General features: G+C 72.6%; 24 protein-coding genes and 1 pseudogene. 15 read left to right on the top strand and 10 right to left on the bottom strand.

From position 1 onward, the window contains the following. Positions 1-6 precede the first annotated feature (6 nt). Positions 7-735, bottom strand: coding sequence for a lysophospholipid acyltransferase family protein (locus QC283_RS20680; protein WP_279563078.1), 729 nt, complete (start codon positions 733-735; stop codon positions 7-9). Positions 736-1,045: 310 nt separating this feature from the next. Between QC283_RS20680 and QC283_RS20675 the strand changes: the two genes are divergently transcribed. From QC283_RS20675 to QC283_RS20655, 5 genes are all read left to right on the top strand, one after another. Further along, a complete protein-coding gene (locus QC283_RS20675; protein WP_443032653.1) occupies positions 1,046-1,426 on the top strand; it encodes a TlpA family protein disulfide reductase in 381 nt (126 codons plus the stop codon). Between the two features lie 145 nt (positions 1,427-1,571). After that, positions 1,572-2,081: a flavin reductase family protein gene (locus tag QC283_RS20670; RefSeq protein WP_279563076.1), complete on the top strand. Its 510-nt coding sequence runs from the start codon at positions 1,572-1,574 to the stop codon at positions 2,079-2,081. A gap of 220 nt (positions 2,082-2,301) precedes the next feature. Then, positions 2,302-3,090, top strand: a complete 789-nt coding sequence (locus tag QC283_RS20665; RefSeq protein WP_279563075.1) for an electron transfer flavoprotein subunit beta/FixA family protein — start codon at positions 2,302-2,304, stop codon at positions 3,088-3,090. A gap of 66 nt (positions 3,091-3,156) precedes the next feature. Continuing rightward, positions 3,157-4,119, top strand: a complete 963-nt coding sequence (locus QC283_RS20660; protein WP_279563074.1) for an electron transfer flavoprotein subunit alpha/FixB family protein — start codon at positions 3,157-3,159, stop codon at positions 4,117-4,119. Between the two features lie 162 nt (positions 4,120-4,281). After that, the gene (locus QC283_RS20655; RefSeq protein WP_279563073.1) at positions 4,282-5,580 is read left to right on the top strand and encodes a DUF6986 family protein; all 1,299 of its coding nucleotides are present in this window, start codon (positions 4,282-4,284) and stop codon (positions 5,578-5,580) included. Here QC283_RS20655 and QC283_RS20650 read toward each other — a convergent pair. Together QC283_RS20650 and QC283_RS20645 are read right to left on the bottom strand one after the other, a co-directional pair. Beyond that, positions 5,561-6,352 carry a hypothetical protein gene (locus QC283_RS20650; protein ID WP_279563195.1) on the bottom strand — a complete coding sequence of 264 codons (792 nt, stop codon included), beginning with the start codon at positions 6,350-6,352 and terminating at the stop codon, positions 5,561-5,563. The genes QC283_RS20655 and QC283_RS20650 overlap by 20 nt on opposite strands. 287 nt (positions 6,353-6,639) lie before the next feature. Then, positions 6,640-7,716: a LacI family DNA-binding transcriptional regulator gene (locus QC283_RS20645; RefSeq protein ID WP_279563072.1), complete on the bottom strand. Its 1,077-nt coding sequence runs from the start codon at positions 7,714-7,716 to the stop codon at positions 6,640-6,642. A gap of 215 nt (positions 7,717-7,931) precedes the next feature. Here QC283_RS20645 and QC283_RS20640 point away from each other — a divergent pair, with 215 nt between their 5' ends. After that, positions 7,932-8,885: an ROK family protein gene (locus QC283_RS20640; protein WP_279563071.1), complete on the top strand. Its 954-nt coding sequence runs from the start codon at positions 7,932-7,934 to the stop codon at positions 8,883-8,885. A 79-nt stretch (positions 8,886-8,964) separates the two neighbouring features. On the opposite strand, the pseudogene QC283_RS20635 reads toward QC283_RS20640, so the two are convergent. Further along, positions 8,965-10,350: pseudogene (locus QC283_RS20635) on the bottom strand (glycoside hydrolase family 27 protein); the annotation flags it as partial. A 140-nt stretch (positions 10,351-10,490) separates the two neighbouring features. Between QC283_RS20635 and QC283_RS20630 the strand changes: the two are divergent. After that, positions 10,491-10,685 (top strand): hypothetical protein, encoded by a 195-nt coding sequence (locus QC283_RS20630; protein ID WP_279563070.1) that lies wholly within the window; start codon positions 10,491-10,493, stop codon positions 10,683-10,685. Between the two features lie 157 nt (positions 10,686-10,842). Beyond that, complete coding sequence (locus QC283_RS20625) at positions 10,843-11,886, top strand: NUDIX hydrolase (protein ID WP_279563069.1); 1,044 nt, start codon at positions 10,843-10,845, stop codon at positions 11,884-11,886. 127 nt (positions 11,887-12,013) lie between these two features. On the opposite strand, the gene QC283_RS20620 is transcribed toward QC283_RS20625, so the two are convergent. Continuing rightward, on the bottom strand, positions 12,014-13,369 hold the full coding sequence (locus tag QC283_RS20620; protein WP_279563068.1) for a dipeptidase: 1,356 nt from the start codon (positions 13,367-13,369) through the stop codon (positions 12,014-12,016). 171 nt (positions 13,370-13,540) lie between these two features. Between QC283_RS20620 and QC283_RS20615 the strand changes: the two genes are divergently transcribed. Next, positions 13,541-14,899 carry a geranylgeranyl reductase family protein gene (locus QC283_RS20615; RefSeq protein ID WP_279563067.1) on the top strand — a complete coding sequence of 453 codons (1,359 nt, stop codon included), beginning with the start codon at positions 13,541-13,543 and terminating at the stop codon, positions 14,897-14,899. On the opposite strand, the gene QC283_RS20610 is transcribed toward QC283_RS20615, so the two are convergent. Then, positions 14,889-15,341 carry a nitroreductase family deazaflavin-dependent oxidoreductase gene (locus QC283_RS20610; protein ID WP_279563066.1) on the bottom strand — a complete coding sequence of 151 codons (453 nt, stop codon included), beginning with the start codon at positions 15,339-15,341 and terminating at the stop codon, positions 14,889-14,891. The two genes, QC283_RS20615 and QC283_RS20610, sit on opposite strands and share 11 nt — an antisense overlap. A 170-nt stretch (positions 15,342-15,511) precedes the next feature. On the opposite strand from QC283_RS20610, the gene QC283_RS20605 reads away from it, so the two are divergent. Continuing rightward, positions 15,512-16,225 carry a TetR/AcrR family transcriptional regulator gene (locus QC283_RS20605; RefSeq protein ID WP_279563065.1) on the top strand — a complete coding sequence of 238 codons (714 nt, stop codon included), beginning with the start codon at positions 15,512-15,514 and terminating at the stop codon, positions 16,223-16,225. Positions 16,226-16,233: 8 nt separating this feature from the next. On the opposite strand, the gene QC283_RS20600 is transcribed toward QC283_RS20605, so the two are convergent. After that, entirely contained in the window at positions 16,234-17,028 is a 795-nt protein-coding gene (locus tag QC283_RS20600; RefSeq protein ID WP_279563064.1) for an AfsR/SARP family transcriptional regulator, read from the bottom strand. Between the two features lie 254 nt (positions 17,029-17,282). Here QC283_RS20600 and QC283_RS20595 point away from each other — a divergent pair, with 254 nt between their 5' ends. From QC283_RS20595 to QC283_RS20585, 3 genes are read left to right on the top strand one after another with little or no spacing between them, the layout of a single operon-like run. Further along, the gene (locus QC283_RS20595) at positions 17,283-19,514 is read left to right on the top strand and encodes an MMPL family transporter (RefSeq protein ID WP_279563063.1); all 2,232 of its coding nucleotides are present in this window, start codon (positions 17,283-17,285) and stop codon (positions 19,512-19,514) included. Between the two features lie 53 nt (positions 19,515-19,567). Continuing rightward, positions 19,568-20,977, top strand: coding sequence for a sensor histidine kinase (locus QC283_RS20590; protein ID WP_279563062.1), 1,410 nt, complete (start codon positions 19,568-19,570; stop codon positions 20,975-20,977). Next, a complete protein-coding gene (locus QC283_RS20585) occupies positions 20,974-21,639 on the top strand; it encodes a response regulator transcription factor (RefSeq protein WP_279563061.1) in 666 nt (221 codons plus the stop codon). The genes QC283_RS20590 and QC283_RS20585 overlap by 4 nt, the downstream gene beginning before the upstream one ends. On the opposite strand, the gene QC283_RS20580 is transcribed toward QC283_RS20585, so the two are convergent. Continuing rightward, a complete protein-coding gene (locus QC283_RS20580; RefSeq protein WP_279563060.1) occupies positions 21,600-21,884 on the bottom strand; it encodes a DUF6332 family protein in 285 nt (94 codons plus the stop codon). The two genes, QC283_RS20585 and QC283_RS20580, sit on opposite strands and share 40 nt — an antisense overlap. A gap of 75 nt (positions 21,885-21,959) precedes the next feature. On the opposite strand from QC283_RS20580, the gene QC283_RS20575 reads away from it, so the two are divergent. Beyond that, a complete protein-coding gene (locus QC283_RS20575; protein ID WP_279563059.1) occupies positions 21,960-22,358 on the top strand; it encodes a MarR family winged helix-turn-helix transcriptional regulator in 399 nt (132 codons plus the stop codon). Between the two features lie 39 nt (positions 22,359-22,397). Here the strand turns inward: QC283_RS20575 and QC283_RS20570 are convergent, their stop codons facing one another. Next, complete coding sequence (locus QC283_RS20570) at positions 22,398-23,138, bottom strand: maleylpyruvate isomerase family mycothiol-dependent enzyme (RefSeq protein ID WP_279563058.1); 741 nt, start codon at positions 23,136-23,138, stop codon at positions 22,398-22,400. Between the two features lie 68 nt (positions 23,139-23,206). Between QC283_RS20570 and QC283_RS20565 the strand changes: the two genes are divergently transcribed. Beyond that, positions 23,207-24,097, top strand: coding sequence for an aldo/keto reductase (locus QC283_RS20565; RefSeq protein WP_443032652.1), 891 nt, complete (start codon positions 23,207-23,209; stop codon positions 24,095-24,097). 92 nt (positions 24,098-24,189) lie between these two features. Here QC283_RS20565 and QC283_RS20560 read toward each other — a convergent pair whose 3' ends face one another. Beyond that, positions 24,190-25,362: an MFS transporter gene (locus QC283_RS20560; RefSeq protein WP_279563194.1), complete on the bottom strand. Its 1,173-nt coding sequence runs from the start codon at positions 25,360-25,362 to the stop codon at positions 24,190-24,192. Positions 25,363-25,499 lie beyond the last annotated feature (137 nt).

Here is a 25,499-nt window from a genome sequence, read left to right as displayed (position 1 = left end):
CTCGGCTCAGCGCGCCTCGGCCGTGCGCAGCTGCTCCTGCGTCGGGGCGGTGCCGCCGAGATGGGCCGGCATCCACCAGGTGTCGTCCGCTCCCTTGGGGCGCACCGGGTAGGCGCGCTGCGCGGCCTCCAGCAGCTCCTGCACCCGCTCGCGCAGCCGTCGGGTGATGGCGCCCGCGTACTGCTCGCGGGAGGCCTCCATCGCCTCGCCGACCCGGATGGTGATCGGGGTGTGGCTGCGCTTGAAGTTGCGCGGGTGGCCCTTGGTCCACAGCCGCTGCGTACCCCACACCGCCATCGGGATCAGCGGGACGCCGGCCTCCTGCGCCAGGCGCGCGGCGCCCGACTTGAAGCTCTTCAGCGTGAACGACTCGGAGATCGTGGCCTCCGGGAAGACTCCGATGATCTCGCCGGACCGCAGCGAGTCGAGGGCGTGCGCGTACGCCGCCTCACCCTGCTTGCGGTCCACCGGGATGTGCTTCATGTTGCGCATCAGCGGACCGGAGACCCGGTGCCGGAAGACCGACTCCTTCGCCATGAAGCGCACCAGCCGCTTCTGGGGCAGCGCCGCCAGGCCGTCGAAGATGAAGTCCAGGTAGCTGATGTGATTGCTCACCAGCACGGCGCCGCCCGAGCGCGGGATGTTCTCCGAACCCTGGCAGTCGATCTTGAGGTCCCACACCTTGAACAGGGTGCGGGCGAGACCGATGGCCGGGCGGTAGGCGAGTTCTGCCATGGGCGGGTCGGACCCTTCCTTGTCAGCCTGGGAAGGGGACTCCCAGTCGAAAGTTACGCAGCCGTAGGTTTGCGGCTTGACGCAGATCGTGCCCCAAGAACGGCCGGTGTACCAGCCTTGGTGCCCGCTCGCGGCGAGATCCTCATCACGTCATCCGCCTTTTCGTGGCCGAAAAACGACGGTGAGCCGGGAATCTTCGCCGGCCCGTGAACGCTGCACCTGTGGACGACCGGACTTGGACCGGGCCGCGCTGGACCGGACCGGGACCAGGGCCGGGCCGGTGGCGTGCGCGGGTGACGCGCGCTCATGAGTGCCGCGGTGGCGGCGGAACGGAGGCGCGCGGGTGCGCGGGCAGGGCGACGACAGGCGGCACGACACGTCCGGCCCACGGCTCGAGGCGGCCGACCTCGGCTCGGACCTCGGCGCCCGCGCCACGCTCGTTCAGTTCTCCAGCGCGTTCTGCGCTCCCTGCCGGGCCACTCGGCGAGTCCTCGGGGAGGTGGCCGGCATGGTCCCCGGCGTCGCCCATGTCGAGATCGACGCCGAGGACCGCCTCGAACTCGTCCGCGCCCTCGGCGTACTCAAGACCCCGACCGTGCTGGTCCTCGACGCCGACGGCCGCGTCGTGCGGCGCGCCGTGGGGCAGCCGCGCAAGGCGGACGTGATCGCCGCGCTGGGCGTGGCGGTGTGATGACCGCCACGTCGTCGGTGAGGCGTTCTCCACAGCTTCCCCCTCCCCGGGCGTATTTGACTGTGTGTGCCACCCGTCGGCAGCCGGCCCGTATGCCTTCACTCCCCCTCCTCGGGCCGAGGCGCAACGCAGAAGGACATTCCGAATGACGGCCACACCCGACCTCGCCGCGCCGCGGCTCGCCGCCTCCGACCTGCTGCGGTCCGCCTTCCGGCGGCACGCGGCGGGGGTTTCCGTGATCACCGCGCGCGGTGACGCCGGCCCGGTGGGTTTCACGGCCACGTCCCTCACCTCCGTGTCCGCCGAGCCGCCGCTGCTCTCCTTCGGCATCGGCACCGGCTCCTCCAGCTGGCCCGCGGTGTCCGAGGCCGAGTACGTCGGCGTCCACCTGCTCGGCGAGCACCAGCAGGGCCTCGCGGCCACCTTCGCCCGCAGTGGCGCCGACCGCTTCGCCCCGCCCACCGCTTGGCGCGAGGGCCCCGAGGGCGTGCCCGTGCTGAACGGCGTCCTCGCCTGGATCGTGTGCCGCGTCGTCGGCCGCGTGCCCGCGGGGGACCATCGCATCGTGCTGGCGGAGGTTCTCCTCGGTGACTCCGCGGGTGCCGGCAGTCCTCTGCTGTACCACCAGGGGCGTTACAGCGGACTGCGCGACTGACCGGTCACCGGGACACTGCTGCGAAGCCGTCGGGTTCCGGTTACGCTGCGTTGCGAAGGTCACAGTTCAAAGCGCTTGCTTAGCGGGAAAGAACTGGGTGTACTGACGAGTAATATTCCGGTGGGAGCGCAGGTCGCCCCGACCGGGATCGGCCGCTTGGGGCGCCTATGCTGCCTGCAAGCAGGCAGCACTGAAATGTCGATGCAGTAGGAGAGCCGGCGTGAGCTTGAGGATCGTTGTCACTGTGAAGTACGTGCCCGACGCCACCGGCGACCGGCACTTCGCCGATGACCTGACCGTCGACCGGGACGACGTGGACGGCCTGCTCTCCGAGCTGGACGAGTACGCGGTCGAGCAGGCACTCCAGATCTCGGAGAACTCCGACGACGACGTGGAGATCACCGTCCTGACGGTGGGCCCGGAGGACGCCAAGGACGCGCTGCGCAAGGCGCTGTCCATGGGCGCGGACAAGGCGATCCACGTCGAGGACGACGACCTGCACGGCACCGACGCCATCGGCACCTCCCTGGTGCTGGCCAAGGCCGTCGAGAAGGCCGGCTACGACCTGGTCATCTCCGGCATGGCCTCCACCGACGGCACCATGGGCGTCGTACCGGCGCTGCTCGCGGAGCGCCTGGGCGTGCCGCAGGTGACGCTGCTGTCGGAGGTGTCGGTCGAGGACGGCACCGTGAAGGGCCGTCGTGACGGCGACTCCGCCACGGAGCAGCTTCAGGCGTCGCTGCCGGCCGTCGTGTCGGTCACCGACCAGTCGGGCGAGGCGCGTTACCCGTCCTTCAAGGGCATCATGGCGGCCAAGAAGAAGCCGGTTCAGGCCTGGGACCTGTCCGACCTCGACATCGACGAGGACGAGGTCGGTCTCGAGAACGCCTACACGGTCGTCGAGTCGGCGGCCGAGCGCCCGGCGCGTACCGCGGGCACGATCGTCAAGGACGAGGGCGAGGGCGGCAAGCAGCTCGCCGAGTTCCTCGCGGGCCAGAAGTTCATCTGAGCCTCATCTGAGCCCCGGATTCGCCGACCGCCCCTCATATCTCGCAAGCAGGAGAGAAGAAGTCCCATGGCTGAAGTTCTCGTCTACGTCGACCACGTGGACGGTGCCGTCCGCAAGCCCACCCTGGAGCTGCTGACCCTCGCCCGCCGCATCGGTTCGCCGGTCGCGGTGGCGCTGGGCGCCGGCGCCGGTGACACCGCCGCCACGCTCGCCGAGCACGGCGCGGTGAAGGTCCTCACCAGTGAGGCCGCCGAGTACGCCGACTACCTGGTCGTGCCCAAGGTGGACGCCCTCCAGGCCGCCCACGAGGCCGTCTCCCCGGCCGCCGTGCTGGTCCCGTCCTCCGCCGAGGGCAAGGAGATCGCCGCCCGCCTGGCGCTGCGCCTGGGCTCCGGCATCATCACCGACGCCGTCGACCTCGAGGCCGGCGACGAGGGCCCGGTGGCCACCCAGTCGGTGTTCGCCGCCGCCTTCACCACCAAGTCCCGGGTCTCCAAGGGCACCCCGGTCATCACGGTCAAGCCGAACAGCGCGGCCGTCGAGCCGGCCCCGGCCGCCGGTGCCGTCGAGGCCCTGTCGGTGTCCTTCTCCGCCGCCGCGACCGGCACCAAGGTCACCGCGCGCACGCCGCGCGAGTCGACCGGGCGTCCGGAGCTGACCGAGGCCGCGATCGTCGTCTCCGGCGGCCGTGGCGTCAACGGCGCGGAGAACTTCGCGATCATCGAGGCGCTCGCCGACTCGCTCGGCGCGGCCGTCGGTGCCTCGCGCGCCGCGGTGGACGCCGGCTGGTACCCGCACACCAACCAGGTCGGCCAGACCGGCAAGTCGGTCTCGCCGCAGCTGTACATCGCCTCGGGTATCTCGGGCGCGATCCAGCACCGTGCCGGCATGCAGACCTCGAAGACGATCGTGGCGGTCAACAAGGACGCCGAGGCCCCGATCTTCGACCTGGTCGACTACGGCGTCGTCGGCGACCTCTTCGACGTCGTCCCGCAGCTCACCGAGGAAGTGAAGACCCGCAAGGGCTGAGCATCCCCTGGGAGTTCCGGACTCCGGCCGAGGCCCCCGCGACCGTCCTGGTCGTGGGGGCCTCGGCGTCTGCGCAGGATGGTGTTGACCCGCGAGGGACCGACAGATAACTTCGCTCTACGGATTATTGATTCCGTTCAGCGGAAAACAGGAGGGTGTGGGATGGGTCAGCAGGAGAAGGTGGCGACGAGTCTCGCGGGTGCCGTCGGCGAGGAGATCAGTGCCTCCCTCGCACCGGTCGACGCGGAGCTGGAGCGCCGCTACCCCGGAGACCCGGGCACCCGCCAGCCCGTCCACACCGTCTACGTCCCCGGCGACGTCTTCGCCGCCGACACGATCCGCTCCTGGGGCGACCGGGCGCTGGCCGCCCTCGACGAACACGCCCCCGACGCCGCGTCCTTCGCCGCCGTCCTCGGCCTCACCGACGACCTGGCCGAGCCGGTGTACAGCCGCGTACGCGCCAAACTGGAGCGCGAGCCGATCGAAGACCTCCGCGTCGACTTCGAGGACGGCTACGGCAACCGCACGGACGCCGAGGAGGACGAGGCCGCCGCCCGCGCGGCCCGGCTGATCGCCGAGGCGTACGACCAGGGCACGGCGGCCCCGTACATGGGCATCCGCATGAAGTGCATGGAGGCTCCGGTGCGCGCCCGGGGCATCCGCACGCTCGACGTCTTCCTCAGCGGCCTGATGGAGGCCGGCGGACTGCCCGACGGGCTGGTCCTCACCCTGCCGAAGGTGACCTACCCCGAACAGGTCACCGCCATGGTGCGGCTCCTGGAGGCCTTCGAGAAGGCCCGCGGCCTGGAGCCCGGCCGCATCGGCTTCGAGATCCAGATCGAGACCAGCCAGTCCATCCTGGCCGCCGACGGCACCGCCGCCGTCGCCCGCATGATCCAGGCCGCCGAGGGCCGGGCCACCGGCCTCCACTACGGCACCTTCGACTACAGCGCCTGCCTCGGCGTCTCCGCCGCCCACCAGGCCAGCGACCACCCGGCCGCCGACCACGCCAAGGCGGTCATGCAGGTCGCCGCCGCGGGCACCGGCGTACGCGTCTCGGACGGCTCCACCAACGTCCTGCCCGTCGGCCCCACCGAGAAGGTCCACGACGCCTGGCGCCTGCACTTCGGCCTCACCCGCCGTGCGCTGGCCCGCGCCTACTACCAGGGCTGGGACATGCACCCCGGTCACATCCCGACCCGGTACGCGGCCGTCTTCGCCTTCTACCGGGAGGGCTTCGAGCAGGCCGCCGCCCGCCTCGCCCGCTACGCCAACCGCACCGGTGGCGACGTCATGGACGAGCCCGCCACCGCCAAGGCCCTGAGCGGCTACCTGCTGCGCGGACTGGACTGCGGTGCCCTCGACATCGGCGAGGTCGCCCGGCTGACCGGACTGACCCGCGCCGACCTGGAAGGCTTCTCGTCCCCGCGACGCGGTGACCTCACGGCATCGGCGCAGTAGGCGGCGGCCGGGTCCCGGCGAGCGGCTCGTCCGTCCGGCCGGAGCGCACGTACCGCTCCAGGCCGGACGCCGTCACCCGCTTCTCCTCGGCGAACAGCCGCGTCCCTCGCTCGCACAGCCGCCGGTCGGCCCGCGCCCGTGCGCAGAACTCCTCGGGCGTCACCCCGAACAGCTCCCGCAGCCGGGCCGACCCCTGGAGCAGTTCGGTGATCAGGGTGCGCTGGTCGCCCGGGTGCCGCCGCGGCGTTCCGGTGCCGCCGCGCAGGACACCGTGGCGGTTGACGTAGGCGTACGCGCCGCGCAGCACCGCGGTGCCGTCCCCTTCCGCCTGCTCGACGCGTACGCCGGGCCCGCAGAGCCAGGCGCGGTCGAAGTTGCCGGTCGCCATCGGTACGCCTTCACTCGCGTCGATCACGGCGAGCTGTTCGGCGTCGAGCCACAGGACGAACAGTTCACGTACGAGGCCCGGGGTGCCCACGGGTGACGCGGACACGTAGCCCATACGGCTCACGTGGGCGGAGACGCCGACGTCGACCCCGGTGACCCGCGCCTTGACCATCGGGATGGGCGAGTCGATCCCGAACTCGGCCATCTTGTGCCGCAGCTGGCCGGGGGAGGCGTTGGAGCCGATCGCGAGTACGGGGACGCGGTCGACGCGGTCCTCGTGGACCGGCCGGTCCAGCGGCAGCAGCCGGTCCCCGTCCAGCAGCCCGGACTCCCGCGGCCACACGCCCGGGTACAGCAGCGGCTCCTCACGCGGCACCCCGGCCATCCCGAGCGACCGCAGCGTCCGGTCCTCGCCGGGCGGTCGCGTCGGCGCGAGGTCGCTATCCGGTGACCGGGCAGTCGCCCGGGCCTGACCGAATGGCTTCGACACGGTGTGGTTACCTCCCGGTGGCCGGTGGCCGGTGGCCGGTGGCCGGTGGCCGGTGGTGGGTTGGCGGGGGCACGAGGGCCAGCCGTGTCCGGGCCGGCCGCTCGAGTTCCGGCATGGTGCGCGGCGGCGGCGTGGCCGCCGGTCCGCCTCGTCGACCCGCGCGGCCGTCCGTCAGGAGCCGCTCACTGTGCCGGTGGCAGCTCGCCCGAGCCGCGGGTCACCAGCCTGGTCGGCAGTTCGATGCGGTCGGGCGCGAGCAGCGTGCCGTCCAGCTGCCGGAAGAGCCGCTCGGCGGCGGTGCGGCCGAGGGCCGCCGCGTCCTGGGCGACCACGGTGACGCCCGGCTGGAGCAGGTCGGCCAGTTCGATGTCGTCGAAGCCGACGAGGGCGACCCTGCGGGCATGATCGGCGAGCACGCGGATCACGGTGACCGTCACCCGGTTGTTGCCGGTGAAGATCGCGGTGACCGGGTGCGGGTCGGCGAGCATCTCCTCGGCGGCCCGGCGCACCCGCACGGGGTCGGTGACGCCCAGGGACATCCAGGAGTCCTTCACCGGTATGCCCGCGTCCTCCATGGCGGCCCGGTAGCCGCGCAGCCGCTCGGCGGCGGTGTGGATGCGGGGCATGTCACCGATGAAGCCGATCCTGCGGTGTCCGTGCGCGATGAGGTGGGCCACGCCGTCGCGGGCGCCGCCGAAGTTGTCGGACACCACCACGTCCGCGTCGATCCGGCCCGCCGGACGGTCCACGAACACCGTGGCGACGCCCGCCTTCAGCTCGGGCTCCAGGTACCGGTGGTCGTCCCCGGCCGGGATCACCACCAGCCCGTCCACACGTCGCGCGCACAGCGCCAGCACCAGCTCCTGCTCGCGGTCCGGGTCCTCCGCGCTGGACCCGTTGATCAGCAGGGCGCCGTGGGCGCGGGCCACCTCCTCCACGGCACGGCTGAGCGGCCCGTAGAAGGGGTCGGCCAGGTCCTCCAGGACCAGGCCGATGCTGGCGGTACGGCCCTTGCGGAGCACCCGCGCGCTGTCGTTGCGGCGGAAGCCGAGCGCGTCGATGGCCTCCTGGACGCGGCGTTCGGTCTCGGGGGTGACGCCCGGCTCCCCGTTGACCACCCGCGAGACGGTCTTGAGGCCGACCCCGGCCCGGGCGGCCACGTCCTTCATGGTCGGGCGGTTGCCGTATCGGTTCCCGGGAAGGTGGGCTGCGCGGCGGGTCGTGTCGGGCACGATGCGGTGTCCTGTCCTGTCGTCCACGGGATTGCGTCGGCTCCTGCTCGTCCACGAGGGATGTGTCGGTCATGGGGTTGTATGAGGATGTGGCGTCGAGCATAGAGCCTGGACAACGTTGTCAGATGGAGGAGACACTGTTCGTCGCACTCTCCGGTCCTCGTCCCCACCGCGGGACCGGTCCGCTGCGCACTCTTGTGTTCGTCATTCTTCATTCGGTCCGACGGGGAGATCCGACTCTGATGCACACCGACCTAGTGGCAGCGCTGGACATCGGCGGCACCAAGATCGCCGGGGCGCTGGTGGACGGCCACGGCCGCATCCATGCGCGCGCCCAGCGGGCGACGCCCGCCCAGAAGGACGGCGACACCGTGATGCGGGCCGTCGAGGCGGCGCTCACGGAGCTGACCGCGTCGCCGCTGTGGGGGCGGGCCACGGCCGTCGGCATCGGCAGCGCCGGCCCGGTGGACGCCTCCGCCGGCACGGTCAGCCCGGTGAACGTGCCCGGCTGGCGCGACTACCCGCTCGTCCGGCGGGTCCGCGAAGCCGCCGGTGACCTGCCCGTCGAGCTGATCGGCGACGGCGTGGCCATCACGGCGGCCGAACACTGGCAGGGCGCGGCCCGCGGGCACGACAACGCGCTGTGTATGGTGGTCTCGACGGGCGTCGGCGGCGGTCTGGTCCTGGGCGGCCGGCTGCATCCCGGACCGACCGGCAACGCCGGCCACATCGGCCACATCAGCGTGGACCTGGACGGCGATCCGTGCCCGTGCGGCGCGCGCGGCTGCGTGGAGCGGATAGCGAGCGGCCCCAACATCGCGCGGCGCGCCCTCGACGCCGGATGGCGCCCCGGCCCCGACAACGACACCTCGGCCGCGGCGGTCGCCGCCGCCGCCCGGCTGGGCGACCCCGTCGCCGTGGCGTCGTTCGAACGGGCCGCGCAGGCGCTGGCCGCCGGTATCGCCGCCACCGCGACCCTCGTCGAGATCGACATCGCCGTGGTCGGCGGGGGCGTCGGCAAGGCGGGCGAGGTGCTCTTCGCCCCCCTGCGCAAGGCACTGACCGAATACGCGACCCTGTCCTTCGTGCGGCGCCTCGCGGTCGTCCCCGCCCAGATGGGCACCGACGCGGGGCTGGTGGGAGCGGCCGCGGCGGCGCTGACGAGGGCGGCGGGGGCCGCTCCGGCGCGGGTCTGAGCACGAGGGGCGTACCCGGCCGCCGCATGCGGTCCCTCCGCGGGCGGCTCGCCGGGTCAGCTGGTCAGCGACGCCGGACTCCCGCCTCGAGCAGGGTGGCGCCGTCCGGGCCGAGTGCGACGGCGGGCGGGTGGTGGGGCCGGCCGGACCCGGCCCGGACCCGTAGGAGGACCGTGCCGTGCGCGGGGACGGTGGCGGACACGGTGCCCGCGGTGTGAGAGCTCTCGTGCCGCCACAGGTCGCGCAGGGTGTAGACGGGCGCGTCCGGCAGGCCGACGGCCTCGGCGCTGGTGGTGATCCGCTGCGGGCCGCCGGACTCGTTGAACAGCGCCACCGCGCGGCTGCCGTCCCGCATCTCCTTGGCGACGACCCAGCGACCGCCCTCGGAGGAGACGACGCTCCCCTGCTTGCCCAGCGGGTCCTGGTCGACCGCGATGACCTCCCGGTTGCCGAGGATCTCGAAGGTCTCCTCGGACGCGTCGCGCAGGTCGGTGCCGATGAGGAGCGGGGCCGCCATGACCGACCACATCGAGAAGTGGGTGCGGTACTCGGTGCCGGTCATGCCGCCGTTGCCGACCTCCAGCATGTCGGGGTCGTTCCAGCGGCCGGGGCCGGCGTGTTCGGCGAGTGGGAGGTTCTTCTTCAGGATCGACAGCATCGAACCCCAGGTGTCGCGGATGTCGCCGGTGGTCCGCCACAGGTGCCCGAGGCCGCCCGCCCACCGCCAGGGCTTGTTCTCGCCCCACTCGCAGACGCTGTACACGATCGGCCGGCCGGTGGCCCTCAGCGCGTCCCGCATGGTGGTGTACCGCCGCACGGCGTCCGCGCCCCGGTTGTTGCAGTTGTCGTACTTGAGGTAGTCCACGCCCCAGTCGGCGAACTGCCGGGCGTCGCCGTACTCGTGGCCCAGCGCACCGGGGAAGCCGATGTCGCTGCACGTCTTCGTGCCGGCGCTGGTGTAGATGCCGAACTTGAGGCCCCTGGCGTGCACGTAGTCGGCCACGGCCTCGATGCCGTTCGGGAAGCGCGCGGGGTCCGGTACGAGTCTGCCCTCGGTGTCCCGCTCCGGCAGCGCCCAGCAGTCGTCGAGGTTGACGTACTCGTAGCCGGCGTCCTTCAGTCCCTTCTCGACGAAGAGGTCCGCGATGTCCTTGACCATCGCCTCGTCGAACTCGGCACGGCAGTGCGTGGAGTTCCAGTTGTTGAAGCCCATGGGCGGGGTGAGGGCGAGTCCGGCGTCCAGGGCGGGTGAGGCGTGCTCCTGGGCGGGTGCGGCGGGCTCCCGGCCGGCCGGCCCGGCGGTGGCGGGCGCGGTGAGTCCCGCCGCGCACAGCAGGGCGGTGAGGAGCGACCCGGTCGTGCGCCTGCGGGACGCGCGGGTGGCAAGGGGGCGTGTCACTACGTTCCTCCGGATCCGCGACAGGTGGAACGACCGGCGAACGCGACGGACAGGGCAGAAGGCCATGCTCACGTCAGCGCAGAGCGCTCACGGTAGGACGTGTCCGACTGTGTTGGAAGAGGAGGGGTGATGGTGAGTGGACACCTGTGGGTGCCACATGGGTGGCCGGCCGTGACCGCCACCCGGCCAACGCAGTTGGACCAGGCATGAAGAAGCGCAGCATGCTCGCCCTCGCGACCCTGGCCACCGGTTTCGTCGTCGCGGCCGTCACGCCCTCCCACGCCGCTCCGGGTGAACTCCCGCTCGGCCTCGACGTGGAGGGCGCCGTCGGCACCGTCCAGGACACGGTCGACACCGAGAACCTGGCCCTGGGCGACGACGCCCGCGGGCAGCGGGGCTGACGTACACCGTCCGTCACGCACCACCCGGAGACCACGCGGCGCCGGTGCCCCTTCCCGAGGGGCGCCGGCGCCGCTGTCGTACGCCCTCATCTGCGCCTGGTTTCCGTGGCAGGGTGGAGCGGGCAAGCCTCAGGGGGCCAACAGAAGAGGGGGACCTGTGACCGTCGTCTGGATCAACGGCGCGTTCGGTGCGGGGAAGACCACCACCGCACGGGAACTGATCGAACTGATCCCGAACAGCACACTCTTCGACCCCGAGGTCATCGGCGGAGCGCTCGCGCATCTGCTGCCGCCCAAACGCCTCGCCGAGGTCGGCGACTTCCAGGACCTGCCGATCTGGCGCCGCCTCGTGACCGACACCGCGGCCGCGATGCTCGCCGAGCTCGGCGGAACCCTCGTCGTCCCCATGACCCTGCTGCGGCAGGAGTACCGCGACGAGATCTTCGGCGGTCTCGCCGCCCGCCGCATCGCGGTCCGGCACGTCCTGCTCGCCCCGGCGGAAACGATCCTGCGGAAGCGGATAGCGGGCCGCGAGATACCCGAGGACCTGTCCGACGGCGAGATACGCGTACGGCAGTGGTCGTACGACCACATCGAGCCGTACCGGGCCGCCCTCGCCTCCTGGCTGACCGCCGACGCCCACCCGGTCGACACCGGCGCACTCACCCCGTACGAGGCCGCCGCCAAGATAGCCGAGGCCGTCGGCACCGGCTCCGCGCCGGCCTGCGACATCGTGCAGACGCCCGAGCCCACCGCCGAGACCGTCGCGGCCGGCGTCCTGCTCTTCGACGAACAGGACCGGGTGCTGCTCGTCGACCCCACCTACAAGCCCGGCTGGGAGTTCCCCGGCGGCATCGTCGAACCCGGTGAGGCGCCCGCCCGCGCCGGGATGCGCGAGGTCGCCGAGGAGACCGGGATCCGCCTCGACGACGTACCCGCCCTGCTGGTCGTCGACTGGGAACCGCCCACGCCCCCGGGCTACGGCGGTCTGCGCCTGCTCTTCGACGGCGGCCGGCTCGACTCCGCCGACGCCGGCCGGGTACTGCTGCCCGGCCCCGAGCTGCGCGCCTGGCGCTTCGTCACCGAGGACGAGGCCGGCGGCCTGCTGCCCCCGGTCCGCTACGAGCGGCTGCGCTGGGCCCTGCGGGCGCGGGAACGCGGTGCGGCACTGTACCTGGAGGCGGGCACTCCGGTCGGCTGACGTCGGCCGACCGCCCCGTAGGCACGCGCCGGTTCCCGGAGTGCCTCCGACGCCCGGACGGTCACCGGATCGCGGTGACCGCGATCCGGTGACCGGAGCAGCCGTCTTCGTTCCCGACCGGGACCGCTCAGCTCGCCGCGTAGTTGCGCAGGAACAGTGCTTCCGTCACCGACAGCCGCTCCAGTTCCTCGGGGGACACGCTCTCGTTCACGGCGTGGATCTGCGCCTCCGGTTCGCTCAGGCCGATCAGCAGGATCTCCGCCCGCGGGTAGAGCCCGGCCAGGGTGTTGCACAGCGGGATGGAGCCGCCCTGACCGGCGTACTGCATCTCCTCGCCCGGGTACGCCACCGCCATCGCGTCCGCCATGGCCCGGTACGCCGGGCTGGCGGTGTCGGCGCGGAACGCCTGGCCCTGGCCGATCTGCTCGACGCCGACCCGCGCACCCCACGGCGTACGCGCCTCCAAGTGGGCCTGGAGCAGCTTGGTGGCCTCGGCGGCGTCCACGCCCGGTGGCACCCGCAGACTGACGAGCGCGCGGGCGCCCGCCTGCACCGACGGGGTGGCGCCGACGACCGGCGGGCAGTCGATGCCGAGCACCGTGACGGCCGGCCGCGCCCAGATCCGGTCGGCGACCGAGCCGGAACCGATCAGCTCCACGCCGTCCAGCACCCGGGCGTCCCGGCGGAACTGCTCCTCGTCGTAGGCCAGGCCCTCCCACTCGCCGTCAGCCGCGAGTCCGTCGACGGTCGTCGAGCCGTCCTCGGCGCGCAGGGAGTCCAGTACGCGGATCAGGGCGGCCAGCGCGTCGGGCGCCGCGCCGCCGAACTGGCCGGAGTGCAGGTTGCCTTCGAGCGTGTCGACCTTCACGCGGACGAGCGTCATGCCCCGCAGCGTCGAGGTGACCGTCGGCAGCCCGACCCGGAAGTTGCCCGCGTCGCCGATGACGATGGTGTCGGCGGCCAGCAGCTCGGGGTGCTGCTCGGCGTACCGCTCCAGGCCGCCCGTGCCCTGCTCCTCCGAACCCTCGGCGATCACCTTGACGTGCACCGGCACGCCGCCGTTCGCCTTCAGCGCGCGCAGCGCGAGCAGGTGCATGAGCACGCCGCCCTTGCAGTCGGCCGCGCCGCGCCCGTACCAGCGCCCGTCGCGCTCGGTCAGTTCGAACGGCGGGGTCGCCCAGCCGTCCTCGTCCAGCGGCGGCTGCACGTCGTAGTGGGCGTAGAGCAGGACCGTCTTGGCGCCCTCGGGTCCGGGCAGGTATCCGTAGACCGACTGCGTGCCGTCCGGCGTGTCGAGCAGGTCCACGTCCTGGAAGCCCTCGGCGCGCAGTGCGGACGCTATCCAGTTGGCGGCGCCCACGCTCTCGCTGCGCGGGAACTGGTCGAAGTCCGCCACCGACTTGAAGGCCACCAGCGCGGTGAGTTCCTCCTTCGCCCTGGGCATCAGGGAGGAGACGGTCTCGGCGACCGGATTCGACGACATGGGCACGCTCCTTGTGGGTGCGACGTTGTACCGAGGAGTACGAGCAGTACAGGAGTACGACGAGTACGGGGATTGGTAGGCCCGATCCTCCCACAGTGGCCTGCGGCGATGCCCGCCGTAGGATGCGGGGGTCAGGTGCGGCATGCGGTTTGTTGGGAGCAGTAGACCATCGTGAGCAGCGAGAACTCTTCGGCGGACGACACGCGTCAGGTCTGGGACGTGGTCGTGGTGGGCGCGGGACCGGCGGGGGCCTCGGCCGCCTACGCGGCGGCGGTCGCGGGGCGGCGCGTGCTGTTGCTGGAGAAGGCGGAGCTGCCCCGCTACAAAACCTGTGGCGGCGGCATCATCGGTCCCTCGCGCGACACCCTCCCGCCCGGCTTCGAGTTGCCCTTCCGGGACCGTGTGCACGCGGTGACGTTCTCGAACAACGGGCGGTTCACCCGGACCCGGCGCTCCCGGCAGATGCTGTTCGGGCTGATCAACCGACCCGAGTTCGACCAGCAGCTCGTCGAGCACGCGCAGAAGGCGGGCGCCGAGCTGCGCACCGGTGTGTCGGTGACGCGGGTGGAGCAGCACGGGGCGGCGGTGCCGGACCGGCGCACGGTCGCCGTCGTCCTGCAGGGCGGGGAGACGGTACTGGCGCGGTCCGTCGTCGGCGCGGACGGCAGCGCCAGCCGGATAGGGGCGCACGTCGGGGTGAAGCTCGACCAGGTCGACCTCGGTCTGGAGGCGGAGATCCCGGTGCCGGAGACGGTGGCCGAGGACTGGAAGGGGCGGGTCCTCATCGACTGGGGGCCGCTGCCCGGCAGTTACGGCTGGGTCTTCCCCAAGGGCGACACGCTCACGGTCGGGGTGATCTCGGCACGCGGCGAGGGCGCGGCGACCAAGCGGTACCTGGAGGACTTCGTCGCCCGGCTCGGCCTCGCCGGCTTCGAACCGAGCATCTCCTCCGGTCATCTGACGCGCTGCCGTGCCGACGACTCGCCGTTGTCGCGCGGGCGGGTCCTGGTCTGCGGGGACGCGGCGGGGCTCCTGGAACCGTGGACCCGTGAGGGAATCTCCTTCGCGCTGCGGTCCGGACGGCTCGCGGGGGAGTGGGCGGTGCGGATCTCCGAGGCGCACGACGCCGTGGACGCGCGCAAGCAGGCCCTGAACTACGCTTTCGCGATCAAGGCCGGGCTCGGCGTCGAGATGAGTGTCGGCAAGCGGATGCTGGCGCTGTTCGAGCGCCGGCCGGGGCTCTTCCACGCGGCCCTGACCGGTTTCCGCCCGGCCTGGAAGGCGTTCAAGGACATCACGCAGGGCTCGACCTCGCTGGGTGAGCTGGTCCGCAGCCACCCGCTGGCGCAGCGGGCGCTGGCGGTGATCGACCGCCGGACCGCGGTCGCGGGGGACTCCGCGGGCGCTCCGGGCAGCGCGGGCGGCTCGGGCAGCGCGGGCGGCTCGGACGGCGCGGGTACTCCGGACGGTCCGAGCGGTCCGAGCGGTCCGGGGGCCGCGGGCGCCGCGGGTGGTGGGGTCAGCTCCTGACCTCGATCCGGAAGACGGGGTGGTCGGCGGCGGACGCGACGATCTCCTCGTCGGAGGACTTGGCGGTGACTCCCTGGAAGTACTGGTTCACCTCCCACCCCCACTTCTCCAGGTAGGTCCGCAGGATGGGGAGCTTCTGCTCGTCGGGGAGCTCCACCGCGGTGAAGGTGCGGACCTTGCGTCCCACGCGCAGTTCCCCGCCGCCGGCGGCGCGCATGTTGCGCACCCACTGGGAGTGACCGCGGGCCGAGACGAGGTACTGCCCGTCGCCGTACACGTGCGGGTTCACGGGGATCCGCTGCATCTGTCCGCTCTTGCGGCCGCGGACGGACATCTCCGCGGCGCCGGCGAGGCTGACACCGTGCCGGGCCAGCCAGCCGATGACGCCGTTGAGCCGGACGGTGACAGGGCTGCCCTTGCGGTAGTACGGCGCTGATGACATCGGTGACCCCCAGGTCGCTTGAGGTGGCTGGAGCGATAGCGAGAGCGCCGCTCTCTTTTGTGAGCACTGCTCTCGCTCTGCGTTTGAGTATGCCCGGCGTCGCCACGGAAAAGCAAGAGCAGTGCTCTCGTTTGTGTGCACTGCTCTGGCGACGTGGGACACTGGAACGCATGAGCAGCACCACACACGGCGCCCGCGCCCGTGCCCGGATCGAGGTCACCGCCGCCATCAAGGACGAGGCGCGCGAACAACTCGCGGCGGAGGGCGCCGCCAAGCTCTCGCTGCGGGCCGTGGCCCGCGAGCTGGGCATGGCGTCGTCGGCCATCTACCGCTACTTCCCCAGCCGCGACGATCTTTTGACCGCCCTCATCATCGACGCCTACAACGCGCTCGGCGAGGCCGCCGAGGCGGCCCACGACGCGGCGGCCGACGCCGGACCAACCCGCCGCTGGACCGCGGTGTGCGAGGCGGTACGCGCCTGGGCGTTGGCGCATCCCCACGAGTACGCGCTGATCTACGGATCACCGGTGCCCGGCTACACCGCGCCCGTGGACACGGTCCCCGCCGCCGGCCGGGTGGCCTACGTGTTCATGGGCGTCCTGCGCGACGCCCATCGGGGAACGGGCCTCGCCAAGCCGCCGCTGCCCGCCGAACTGAGGCCCGAGGCCCACCGGATGGCCGCGGACTTCGCCCCCGATCTGCCGCCGGAGACGGTGGCGGCGTTCACGGCGGCCTGGGCCGAGTTGTTCGGGCTGGTCGGGTTCGAGGTGTTCGGGCAGTTCAACCGGGTCGTGGAGGACCGGGAGACGTTCTTCCGTCACGCGGCGGAGCGGCTCGCCCACGCGGTGGGCCTGGTCTTCCCACAGCCTTCCCCCCACCGTTGAGGCGCCCCTCACCCGGACGGAACCCTCGGCGGAGGCAGTAGTGCCAGGTCCTGCCGCAGGACGCGTGCGTGCAGGGACCGCAGTCCCGGCCCCGGGTCGGAGCCCATCGCCTCGGCGAGCCGCTGCCGTACCGCCTCGTACGCGGTGAGCGCGTCGGACGGGCGGCCCGCGCGGTACAGCGCGAGCATCAGCAGTTCGCTGAGGCGTTCCCGCAGGGGGTGCGCGGCCACGAGCCGGACGAGTTCGTGGACGCACTCGAATGAGTGCCCGAGTTCGATCAGGCCGGCCAGCCGGGCCTCCAGGACGGTGAGCCGCTTCTCGGCCCAGCGCAGTCTCTCCGCCGCCAGGTAGGGCGTCCGGAGCCCCTCGGCGAACTCGCCACGCCACAACCGCTCCGCCCGCCCGGCCAGTTCGGCGGCTCGGCGCAGCTCGCCGGTGTCGCGGGCGGCCACTGCCTCGGCCACCAGTTCCCGACGCTGCCGCAGGTCGTCGGCGTGGACCCCGGTGAGGCGGTAGCCGCTGCCGGTCCACGTCAGCTCCGCATCGTCGCCGAGCGCGCGGCGTAGCCCGGAGACGTACTTCTGTACGAGATTGCGCACGTGCACCGGTGGCGCCCCGCCCCACACGGCCTCGACCAGACCGTCGTACGAGATGGGGCGCGCCTCCTGGAGCAGCAGCACGGCGAGCACCGCGCGCTGCTTCGGCGGGCCGAGGGGTATCTCGACGCCGTCGCGCGACGCGCGCAGGGGGCCGAGCAGTTCGCAGCGCAGGGTGCTCGTCGCGCCGGCCTCTCCCGTAGGCACCGGTGCCGCCACTGTCGTCGATGCCGCCGTAGTCCCCGGTGCCGCCGAAGCCCCCGGTGCCCTCGGCGCTGCCCGTGTCCCCGGTGTTGCCGGTGTTCCCGGTGTTGCCGGTGTCCTCGGTGTCCCCTCACCCATCCGTCGAGCGTATCCCGGGCGCCGCATTCCAGTGGATCTTCCAGCGGTCCTTCCAGTCGTCCTTCCAGCGTCCGGGCCGAAGGTGTGCGGACCGACCCCTCGGAAGAAAGGCCCCTCCCATGCTCACCCGGCTCGGCCGCCTGGCCGTGCGGCGCAGCCGTGCGGTGCTGCTCGGCTTCCTGCTCGCCCTCATCGGCCTCGGCGCGTACGGCGCCGGCGCGCAGAGCGACCTCGACCTCTCCCGCTGGGACGCTCCCGGCACGGAGTCCGTCCGCGCCGGTGACCGGCTGCGCGAGCACTTCCGCACCGGAAACCCCAACCTCGCCCTCCTGATCACGGCCCGGGACGGCGACGTGGACAGCCCGCGCACCGAACGGGCCGCCCGTGAACTGGCCGCCGAGGTAGGTGATCTGCCGCTCGTCACGGACGTCACCGCCTACTGGGACGCCGGGAGCGCGGCCCTGCGCGGGGAGGACGGCCGCCGGGCCCTGATCCTCGCCCGCCTCGAAGGCACGGCCACCGAGACACGCGAGGAACTCGCCACCCGGTCAGCGGAGTTGACACGCACGACACCCGAACTCGACGTCCGGGTGGGCGGCCAGGAGGAGATCTCCCGGCAGGTCGGCGAGCAGGCCCGCACCGACTTCCTGCGCGCCGAGCTGTTCGCCCTGCCGGCCGTACTGCTCCTGCTGATCCTGGTCTACCGGCGCACCGTCGCCGCGCTGCTGACCGTGGCGGTCGGCCTGTTCTCCGTGGTCGGCACGCTCGCCGGGCTGCGGGCGGTCGCGCAGGTCACGGAGGTGTCGACGTTCGCCGCGAACCTCGCACTCGTCCTCGGCCTGGGACTGGGCGTCGACTACGGCCTGTTCGTGATCAACCGCTACCGCGAGGAGCGCGCCGCCGGGCACGCCCAGCCGGAGGCGGTCATCGGTGCGACCCGCGCCGCCGGGCGGACGGTGCTCTTCAGCGGGGTCACGGTCGCGGTGTCGCTGTGCGCGCTGCTGGTGTTCCCGTTCTTCTTCCTCAGTTCGTTCGCGTACGCGGGTGTCTTCGTGGTGCTCACCGCGGTCGCCGGGGCCGTGTTGTTCCTGCCCGCCGCGCTCGCCCGCTGGGGCCACCGCGTCGAGCGGCCCACCGCGCCCGCCTCCGGCTTCTGGCACCGCACCGCGCTCGCGGCCATGCGCCGCCCGTTCCTGGCCGGCGCCGGGGTCCTCACCGTCCTGCTGGTGGCCGCCTCTCCGCTGCTGGGCCTGCGCTTCGGACTGCCCGACGAACGCACCCTGCCCGAGGGCACCTCCTCGCGCACCACCTCCGAGATCGTGCACCGGGAGTTCCCCGCCGAACCCACGGACACGGTCCAGGTCGTCCTGGAAGGAGGCGTCCCGGATCAGGTCGCCGGAACGAGCGGGTACGCCGCCGCGCTCTCCCGGCTCCCCGGCGTGTTCCAGGTCGACGCGCCGGAAGGCACCTACCGCCAGGGCGAGCGCACCGGCGCGCCCGGCCAGGACCGTCTGACGGCACGGGACGGGCGGGTGCGGCTGGCTGTCGTACCGACGCAGGAGGCCATGTACGGCGACGTCCCCGCCTTCGTCGAACGCGTCCGGGACACCCCGGCCCCGGCGCCCGCCCTGGTCGGCGGCTACCCCGGCGAGACCACCGACTTCCGCGCCACGCTCCTGGACCGGCTCCCGTACGCCGTCGGGATCGTGCTGGTGGCCACGTACGTGATCCTCTTCCTCATGACGGGCAGTGTGCTGCTGCCCGCCAAGGCGACCGTGCTGAACCTGCTCAGTCTGTCCGTGATGTTCGGCTGCCTGGTGTGGGTGTTCCAGGACGGGCACCTGTCCGGGGTGCTCGGTTTCACCCCGACCGGATCCATCGAGCCGAGCATCCCGGTGCTCATGTTCTGCGTGGCGTACGGCCTGTCCATGGACTACGAGGTCTTCCTGCTGGCCCGTATCACCGAGGAGCACCAGCGCACCGGGGACACCGTACGCGCGGTCGGCGAGGGCATCCGGCGCAGCGCCCCGCTGATCACCGCCGCGGCCGGCATCCTCGCGCTGTCCTTCCTGTCGTACGCCACCGGCGGCGTCGTCTTCCTCAAGGAACTGGGTATCGGCACGGCCCTGACGATCCTCGTCGACGCCACCCTCATCCGGGTGGTGCTGCTGCCGGTGACGATGCGGCTCGCGGGGCGCGCGAACTGGTGGGCACCGCGACCGCTGCGCCGCTTCAGGCTGAAGGAGGCACCGGCGCGCACACCCACGGCGTCCGGAGCGGACGGTGCGAACGGAGCGGACGGCCCGGACGGAGGGGAAGGGGAGGGCGTACTTCCCCGGGAGTACGTGTGATCACCACGCGCGGGTGACGCCGCCCCCGGCGCCCGGCGTCTAGCGTGGCGGTCATGGACGGAAGGCGCGAGCACGGGGGCGGGTCGCCGCAGTGGTGGCGGCACGGGCCCCCGTGGTGGAACGACCGGGGCGACGAGGCACACCGCTCCCGGTGGCCCTGGCGCTCCACGACGCTGATCACGGCGTTCGTGCTGTTCGGCTCCAACTTCGCCGCCCACGCCCAGGTGGGCGAACGGGTCCCGCTGGACCCCTTCGCGTGCGTGCTGCTGTTCCTGACCGGAGCGGTCCTGCTGTGGCGGCTCCGGTATCCGGTGCCCGTCGTGTTCGGCACGGCGGTCACCACCCTGGTCTACCTGCTCGTCGGGTACCCGTACGGGCCGGTGTTCGTGGCCGTCGCGGTGGCCTGCTTCAACGCCGTCGTCGCCGGGCACCGCCGGGCCGCGTGGGCCGCGATGGCGGTGATGTGGGCCGGGCTGGCCCTGCTGACGCACTGGCTCTACCGGTGGCTGCCTCCGTCCGGCGACGCGGCCGCGTCCTGGGGGCAGGAGATCGTGATCGCCACCTGGGTGGTGGCCATCGTGGCACTGTCGGAGCTGACCCGGACCCGGCGTGAGCAGTGGGCGCGGGAGCGGGCCGAACGGGCCCAGGCGGCCAAACGGCGCGCCGACGAGGAGCGGCTGCGGATCGCCCGTGAACTGCACGACGTCCTCGCCCACAGCATCTCCGTCATCAATGTTCAGGCGGGCGTCGGCCTCGCCCTCCTCGACAACGACCCCGAGCAGGCACGCTCCGCTCTCACCACCATCAAGGCCAAGAGCAAGGAGGCGCTGGGCGAGGTGCGCCAGGTCCTCGACACCCTCCGCACCCCCGGCGACGCGCCGCGCGCGCCCGCTCCCGGCCTCGACCGGCTGCCCGAACTGGTCGAGCAGGCGGCGAGCGCGGGTCTCACCGTCGAGGTCGAGGGGGAGCCACCGCGGCTGTCGCCCGGCGCGGACCTGGCCGCGTTCCGCATCGTCCAGGAAGCCCTCACCAACGTCGTACGGCACTCGGGTTCGCGGCACGCGCGCGTGCGCCTCGGCCGGGACGGCGGCGCGCTGCGACTGCGCGTCGACGACGACGGGCCCGCGACCGGCGCCGAGGCGGGCGGCAGTGGCAACGGACTGGCCGGGATGCGGGAGCGGGCGGCGGCGCTGGGTGGCACCATCGAGGCGGGACCACGCCCCGACGGCGGATTCCGGGTCCTCGCGACCCTGCCGATCGACGTGAAACCCGCAGGTGACGCGAAGCCCTCCGGTGACGCGAAGCCCTCCGGCAACGCGAAGCCCTCCGGCAACGCGAAGCCCTCCGGTGACGCGAAGCCCTCCGGCAACGCGGAACACGCCGACGACGCGAAGCCCGCCGACGACGTGAAGCGCTCCACGGATGTCAACGACGTCGACGACGCCAAGGAGGACGACCGGTGATCCGCGTACTGCTCGCCGACGACCAGTCACTGGTACGGGCCGGTTTCCGGGCGCTGCTGGACGCCCAGCCGGACATCGAGGTGGCCGGAGAGGCCGCCGACGGCGAGGAGGCGGTGCGCGCGATCCGCGGACTACGCCCCGACGTCGTCCTGATGGACATCCGCATGCCCCTCCTCGACGGCCTGGCCGCTACCCGCCGGATCACCGGGGACGCAGGGCTGCGGGACGTGAAGGTCGTCATGCTCACCACCTTCGAACTCGACGAGTACGTCTTCGAGGCGATCCGCTCCGGTGCCTCCGGCTTCCTGGTCAAGGACACCGAGCCCGACGAACTCCTGCGCGCCGTACGGGCGGTGGTCGACGGCGACGCACTGCTCTCACCGGGGGTGACGCGCCGGTTGATCGCCGAGTTCGCGGCCCGCTCCAAGGAGCCCGCGGCGGCCGGCGAACTGGCCCGGCTCACCGAGCGGGAGCGGGAGGTGATGGCCCTGGTCGGCATCGGCCTGTCCAACGAGGAGATCGCCCGGCGCCTGGTCGTCAGCCCGCTCACCGCCAAGACCCACGTCAGCCGCACCATGGTGAAGCTGGGCGCCCGCGACCGGGCCCAACTGGTCGTCCTGGCCTACGAGTCGGGGTTGGTGCGGCCGGGCTGGCTCGGCTGACCACCGCGCGCGAACCGGACCAGCACGCTCACCACACGGACGAGGAACACCACGACGGCCAGCACCACACCCGAGCCGACGAGCGCGCCCCGCACACCGGCCGGCGGTGCGAAGAGATACGCGGGTCCGGCCACGGCCCCGAACAGCACGGCCCCCGCGAACGCCGCGCTGCACAGCGCGTATCCGATCTCGACCGTGATCGCGTCCCGCTCGCCCTGCGTACGCCGTCCCCCGTAGGTGTCCATGCCGGCGATTTTCCCAGACCCGCGCCGATTCGGCAGTCGGACGCCGATCGCGACCGCTCTGCTACGGTGCGCCCCATGGCGGCGAAGAACGTCGAACAGGCACTCGTGACCCAGTGGCGCGGCATTCTGTCCCTGCACGCCCGCATCCAGTGTGAACTCGACCGTGCGCTGCACCGGCACGGTCTGTGCGGTAGCGACTTCGAGGTTCTCGACGTGCTGGCCGGCGCGCTGGACGAGGACGGTTCCGGCCCCTGCGGATACCGGGTCCAGCAGATCTCCGAGCGGGTCCACCTGAGCCAGAGCGCGTTGTCGCGGCTGGTCGCCAGGCTGGAGGAGGACGGACTCGTCGAGCGCTCCATGTGCCCCGAGGACCGGCGGGGCGTGCGGGTGGCGCTCACCCCGAAGGGGCGGGTCATGTACGGCCAGGTGCTCCCGGTGCAACGGGCCGTGCTGCACCGCATGCTGACCGACTGACCGACTGACCGACTGACCGACGTTGCGGCGCGGCCCGGATCAGTTCCAGGTGACGCCCGACTTCTCCCGCCACAACGCGGCGAGCGAGGCGTCGCCGGTCACCTCCGGGAAAGGCCGGCGGTTCCACAGCGCCGAGTAGAGCTGTGCGGCCGGTCCGTTCAGCTCGCAGTCGGCGTCCCCGGCGTCGTCCCGCTCGGTCACGGGAGGCTGCGCGGACAGCCGCACGGTCCACACGGAGGCCGGCGCGTCCGTCGCCCGTACTCGCAGTGTGCGGGGCTCCTCGGTGCGCACCGCGCTCTTCGGGCGGGCGTGGAAGGCGCACAGCAACTCGTCGATGCCGTCCACCGCGAAGGCCACGCCGATGCCGGTGGGGTCGCCGCCCCTGGCCGACTCGGCGTCGATCCGGTGCACGGTCGTCTCGTGCGCCTGCCGCCGGGCCCAGAACGCCAGCGGTGACGGCGCGGGCAGGAAGTGCCAGCAGCGCAGGTCGGGCGAGGCGTCGGCGAGTGCGTCGACGAGCTGTTCGTGTCCCTCCCGGAACCAGGCCACCAGCGCGGTGCCGTCGACCTCGGGCAGGCCACCGTCGGGCCGCGGGCCGGTGTGCCCCTCGGAGACGAACGCCGTCGCCCAGCGGTGCACCATCCCGGTGTGCCGCAGCAGGTCCCGCACCTGCCAGCCGGGGCAGGTCGGCACCTTGGCGCCGGTGCCCGCAGCTTCGGCGGCCGCGGCGAGCAACGCGCCCTCGTGGGCCACGACTTCGACGAACGCGGTGATCTCCATGTCAGGCAGTGTGCCGGATGGAGCGGGCTCCAGGGCAGCCCCGAACGACCGGTCATGGTCAACAGGTCATGGTCAACTGGGCTGTTAACGTTGCCCCGTTGAACGGGGAGAGGGGTCAGCACGTGACATCCGCGTTTCGTATCGGCGGGGATCTGGAAGTGCGGCGGCTGGGGTTCGGTGCCATGCACCTGCCCACGGAGGAGGGGCCGCCCCGCGAGAACGCCCTCGCGGTCGCCAGGCGGGCCGTCGAACTGGGCGTCACGCTGATCGACACCGCCTACATGTACGGCGGGGGCACCAACGAGGAGCTCCTGGCCGAGGCCCTGCATCCCTACGAGGACGGACTGCAGATCACCACCAAGGTCGGTGTCGCCCGGTCGGGTCCCACGGGAGAGTGGAAGCTCGACGGCCGGCCTGCCGTGCTGCGCGATCAGGTCGAGCGGGCCCTGCGCCGACTGCGCGTCGAGCGGATCGAACTGCTTCAGCTGCATCGCGTCGACCCCGACACGCCGCTCGCCGACCAGGTGGGCACGCTGCGGGACCTGCGGGCAGAGGGCAAGATCGGTCGGATCGGGCTGTCCGAGGTCACCGTCGACCAACTCGACCAGGCGCGAACGATCGTCGATGTCGCCAGCGTGCAGAACCGGTACAACCTGCTCGACCGCGAGCACGAGCCCGTACTCGCGGCCTGCGAAGCGGCGGGGATCGCCTTCCTGCCGTGGCGCCCGGTCGCCTGGGGCGAGTCGGGGGCAGAGGCCGAGATCGCCTCCGTGGCGGCCGAGCTGGACGCCACCCCCACGCAGGTCGCGCTTGCCTGGCTCCTCGGCCACTCACCCGTCATCCTCCCGATCCCCGGCACCGGCCGGATCGATCACCTGGAGGAGAACATCGCCGCGGGACGTCTCGAGATGACCTCCGCGCACCGTGATCGTCTCGACCGTCTGACCGGGGTGGCGTAGACAGGACGTACCCGGATGCGAGGGCGCCTCGGCGCGAACCACCGTGCAGTCCCCGGCGGGCAGCCCGGGCAGCCCGAGCGGCGCCCGGCGGATCAGCCCGGCACCCCCGCACGCCGGGTCGCCACCGCGACGAGCACCGCGACCGCCGCGAGCGCCGCCACGCTGGTGAGCGCGGCCGGCAGGGAGAACCAGTCGGCCATGAAGCCGATCGCGGGCGGCCCGAGCAGCATGCCGCCGTAGCCCAGGGTGGACGCGGTCGCGACGCCGCTGGGGCCGCCCAGTGCCCCGGCCCGTTCGATCGCGACCGGGAAGATGTTGGCGAGCCCGAGCCCGGTGATCGCGAAACCGAACAGCGCCGCCCACACGGACGGGGCGAGTGAGCCGAGCAGCATGCCGGCCACGGCGGTCGTGCCGCCGGCCACCACCGTGGTCGTCCGGCCGAGGCGCTCCAGCAGCGTCGTGCCGGTCAGCCGGCCCACGGTCATGGCGAGCGCGAAGCAGGAGTAGCCCGCCGCCGCCATGCCCGGCGAGGCGTCGAGGTCCGCCTCCAGGTGCAGAGCGCCCCAGTCGGCCATGGCACCCTCGCCGTACGCCGTGCACAGGGCGATCAGGCCGAAGGTGATGACGAGGCGGCGGGTACGGCGGTCGAGCCGGCGCGGGGCGCTGTCGTCCTCGGGCGTGCGGTCCGGCGGGACGGCGGGTTCGCAGCGCAACAGGGCGCGCCCCGCGACCAGGGTGACGAGCAGGCCGATCACGGCGAGACCGAGCAGGTGCCGCACCGGCGACAGCGACCCGGCGACGAGCCCGCCGAGCCCGGCGCCGATCATGCCGCCGAGACTGAACGCCGCGTGGAAACTGGGCATGATCGGGCGCCGCAGGACGGCCACCAGGTCGACGGCGGCGCTGTTGAAGGCGACGTTGATCCCGCCGTACGCGCTGCCGAACACCAGCAGGACGGCGCCGAGCGCGAGCGCGGAGTGGGTGAGCGGGGGCAGGGCGATGCTGAGGCAGAGCAGCACCGCGCAGGCGACGGTGACGGGGTGGCTGCCGTAGCGGCGGACCAGCCGTCCGGTGAGCGTCATGGTGACGACGGCACCCGCGGAGACACCGAGCAGCGCCAGCCCCAGGTCGCTGGCCGAGGAGTCGGTCTGCTCCTTGATGGCGGGGATCCGTACGACCCAGCCGGCGAAGACGAAGCCGTCGAGGGCGAAGAAGGCGGTCAGGGCGATGCGGAGGCGGGTGAGGTTGTCGCTGGGGCCCGGCACGGCGTTGTGCGATCGGGTTTTGTTTATTTGCGGCACAAAATCAGGCTAGAGGCGAGGGCGGGCGAGGAGCAAGGGCGTCCGACCGGGCACGGGGGCGCGGGGCGGGGCCCTCGGCGTCGCATACGCTCGACACCACC

The sequence above is a fragment of the Streptomyces sp. DH41 genome (genome assembly GCF_029813785.1).
Classification (GTDB): domain Bacteria; phylum Actinomycetota; class Actinomycetes; order Streptomycetales; family Streptomycetaceae; genus Streptomyces.
The sequence above is the reverse complement of the archived record's forward strand: the minus strand, read 5'-3'. Positions and strand labels throughout refer to the sequence as shown.